Genomic DNA, 3,470 nt, shown 5'->3' on the forward strand with positions numbered 1-3,470 from the left:
ATCAGCCGCGCCGCACGCGGCGCCCGCGCCCGCGACCGCCGCCCTGGCCGCCACCACCACCGCCACCACCGGCGCCACCGCTCGGCGGCGTGCTGGGGCTGCCGGAGGACGTCGGCGAGTCGGACGGCGACGGACACCCGAGCACGCCGCAGGTGTCGCTGGGCGACTCGCTGGGCGTCGGCGTCTCACTCGGCGTCTCGCTGGGCGTCTCGCTGGGCGTCTCGGACGGCGTCTTCGTGGGCTTCGGGGTCTTCGTCGGCGCCGGCGGCGGCGTGTAGGGCTCGTGGCCGTCGGCCGGCGCCTCGCCGTCGACGTTCGCCGGCTCCGGGAAGTCCTCGACGTCGGTGCCCTCCAGCGCCCGGGACATCACCGCGGCCCAGGTCCGGGTCGGGTAGTCCGCGCCGAAGTACGACGGCAGCCAGCCGTCCAGCGCGTTGTCGCCGTCGCCGCGGACGTACATGACGGCGGTCGCGAGTTGCGGGGTGAAGCCGACGAACCACGACGAGGAGACGTTGCCGTCGTCGTTGGTGGCCGTGCCGGTCTTGCCGGCCGCGGGCCGGCCGAGCGCCAGCGCGTTGCGGCCCGTGCCGTTCTGCACCACCTGCTGCATCGCGTAGGACGTGTCGGCGGCGATGTCCTCGCCGGTCGCCTTCTCGCCCGTGGCGGTGGTGATGTCCTGGCCCTCGGCGAAGTCGTCGAACGCCTGGGTGGTGTGCTGCTTGTACTGGTAGAGCACCTCGCCCTTGCGGCTGACGATCTTGTCGATGACGTGCACCTCGGCGCGCTCGCCGCCGTTCGCGATCGTCGCGTAGGCGTTGGCCATGTTGATCGGGCTGATCCGGGCCTTGCCCAGCGTGATCAGCGAGTCGGGCTCGAGGTCGATGCTCTTGTCCGGGATGCCGGGGTACTTCTGGGTCGGCTCGCGCGGCGGGATGCCGACCTTGTTGGCGGTCTCGAGGATCTTCTCGGGGCCGTCCGGGATCGAGTTCGACATGTCGACGAACGCCGTGTTGATCGACTGCTCGGTCGCGTAGACCAGGTTGACCTTGGCGCCGTAGTCGTTGCCATCGCCGGGGCCCTCGTTGACCACGGGGTGCCCGTCGGGGAACAGGTACGGCGAGTTGCCCTCGAAGGTGTCCTTGAGGGAGAAGCCGTTCTCCAGGGCGGTCGCGACGGTGAGCGGCTTGATGGTCGAGCCGACCATGCCGCCGGTCGCGGCCCAGTTGATCTGGGAGTCGAGGAAGTCCTGGCCGCCGTAGAAGCCGCGCAGCGCGCCGGTCCCGGGCTCGACGCTGGCGACCCCGATGTGCAGCTCCTTGTCCTTGAAGCCCTCGGGCCGCTGCTCCAGGACCCCGGCCTCGGCCGCGTCCATCGCCTTCTGGGTGAACGTGGTCGTGATCCGCAGGCCCTGGCTGTCGATCTGGGCGTCGGAGTAGCCGAGCTCGTGCAGCTCGTCGCGGACCAGCTTGAGCATGTGACCGCGCTGGTCGCCGTATTTGCTCTGGGCCTCGATCTTCGGGAACTTCGGCAGCGACTTCTCGGCCTTCGCCGCCTGGTCGGCGGTGATGTTGCCGGCGTCGGCCATCCCGCTCAGGACGTAGTCGTAGCGCTCCTTGAGCGCGGCGCGGTTGGCCTTGCCGTTCGCCGGGTCGAAGCGCGAGGGGTTGTTCAGCACGCTGGCCAGGACCGCGGACTCCTTGAGGGAGAGGTCCTCGGCGTCCTTGTTGAAGAACGCGCGCGAGGCGGCCTGGACTCCGTAGGCGCCGCGTCCGAAGTAGATGGTGTTGAGGTAGCCCTCGAGGATCTCCGACTTGCTCTTGGTCCGCTGGATCTTCAGCGAGAGGATCGCCTCCTTCACCTTGCGGGTGTAGGAGCGCTCCTGGTTGAGGTAGAGGATCTTCACGTACTGCTGGGTGATCGTCGACGCGCCCTGGGTCGAGTTGCCCTTCGCGTTGCTGAAGGCCGCCCGGAGGATGCCCCTGGGGTCGATGCCCTTGTCGGTCCAGAACGACCGGTTCTCGGCCGCGACGACCGCGTCCTGGAGGGTCTGTGGCATCTGCTTGAGCGGGATCGACTCGCGGTTCTGCGTCGCGAAGTTGCCGATCTCGTCCTTGCCGTCGGCGTAGTAGACGAACGACGTCTGGGCCTTGAAGTCCTTGTTCGGGTCCGGGATGTCGATCGCCCGGTAGAGCACCACGAACGCGCCGACCGCGAGCAGCACGCAGACCAGGCCGACGATGGAGGCCCACTTGGCGACCCGCAGGACCTTCTGCTTGCGGGTGAGGGGACGCTTCGGCTTCGCGCCCGGCTTGCCCGGTTTGGGCGGCTTGCCCGAAGTCGTCTTGCTGGCGGGGCCGTCGGCCCTGCGCTTACCACTCACAGTCGTTGGCTCCGCTGGTCGGGGGCTGGTCGGGGTCGAGATCCTCGCCAGCGTACGGTCCCCCTCCGCGACCGCCCAACATCTGGCCGGGGGAGCGTGAGCCGCGTCTCATGGGCCCGTCGTACCGGTCACCGGTTCGCAACGCGCGGATATATCGCTACGATAGGTCGCATGGCACGTCGTGCGGAGACCATCGAGCTGGCAGTCCTCGGGCTGCTGCACGAGGGACCGATGCACGGCTACGAGCTCCGCAAGCGGCTCAACCTCATGCTCGGATGGGGTCGGGTCCTCTCCTACGGGTCGCTCTACCCGACCCTGAAGAAGATGCTGCGCGGCGCTCTGATCGAGGAGGCCGCCACCACGGTCACGCCCGTGACCCGGCGGCCGCGGATCGTCTACCAGCTCACCGAGTCCGGGCAGCGTGAGTTCGAGCGCCTGATGACCGAGGTCGGCCCCACCGCGTGGGAGGACGACAACTTCGACATCCGTTTCGCGTTCTTCAGCCGCACCGACATGGAGATCCGGCTGCGCGTCCTCGAGGGACGCCGTACTCGCCTCCAGGAGCGGCTCGACCGGGTGCAGAGCCAGCTGTCGATGACCCAGAAGGAGGTCGACAGGTACGCCATCGAGCTGCAGCGCCATGGCGTCGAGTCGGTCGAGCGCGAGGTCCGCTGGCTCTCGGACCTGATCAACGCCGAGCGCAGCGGCGAGCACGACACCAGCACCAACTCCAGCACCACCACCGGCGGCAACCTGACCGCCAACCCCACCGTGGCAGAACCGGCCGCGGTGCAGCCCCCCGAGGTCAGCGGCCAGAAGTAGCGCCTCGCCTCAGACGAGCAGTCCGACCACCGTGGCGGACGACGGAAAGGAACAGCCCGATGGGTTCGGTTCGTGTAGCAATCGTGGGAGTGGGCAACTGCGCCTCCTCCCTGGTCCAGGGCGTGCACTACTACCGGGACGCCGACCCGACGGGAACGGTGCCGGGCCTGATGCACGTGACCTTCGGTGACTACCACGTCAAGGACGTGGAGTTCGTCGCGGCGTTCGACGTCGACGACAAGAAGGTCGGCAAGGACCTCTCCGAGGC

The 3,470-nt window shown here is 68.8% G+C and carries 2 protein-coding genes and 1 pseudogene; 2 read left to right on the plus strand and 1 reads right to left on the minus strand.

Annotated elements, in window-relative coordinates; translation table 11 throughout:
- Position 1 precedes the first annotated feature (1 nt).
- The gene (locus VGD85_RS10905) at positions 2–2,380 is read right to left on the minus strand and encodes a transglycosylase domain-containing protein (RefSeq protein ID WP_331063463.1); all 2,379 of its coding nucleotides are present in this window, start codon (positions 2,378–2,380) and stop codon (positions 2–4) included.
- A gap of 171 nt (positions 2,381–2,551) precedes the next feature.
- Here VGD85_RS10905 and VGD85_RS10910 point away from each other — a divergent pair, with 171 nt between their 5' ends.
- A complete protein-coding gene (locus VGD85_RS10910) occupies positions 2,552–3,202 on the plus strand; it encodes a PadR family transcriptional regulator (RefSeq protein ID WP_331063464.1) in 651 nt (216 codons plus the stop codon).
- Positions 3,203–3,261: 59 nt separating this feature from the next.
- A pseudogene (locus tag VGD85_RS10915) lies at positions 3,262–3,470 on the plus strand (inositol-3-phosphate synthase); the annotation flags it as partial.

Origin of the sequence: Nocardioides sp. (assembly GCF_036401255.1) — a bacterium.
Taxonomy (GTDB): Bacteria; Actinomycetota; Actinomycetes; order Propionibacteriales; family Nocardioidaceae; genus Nocardioides.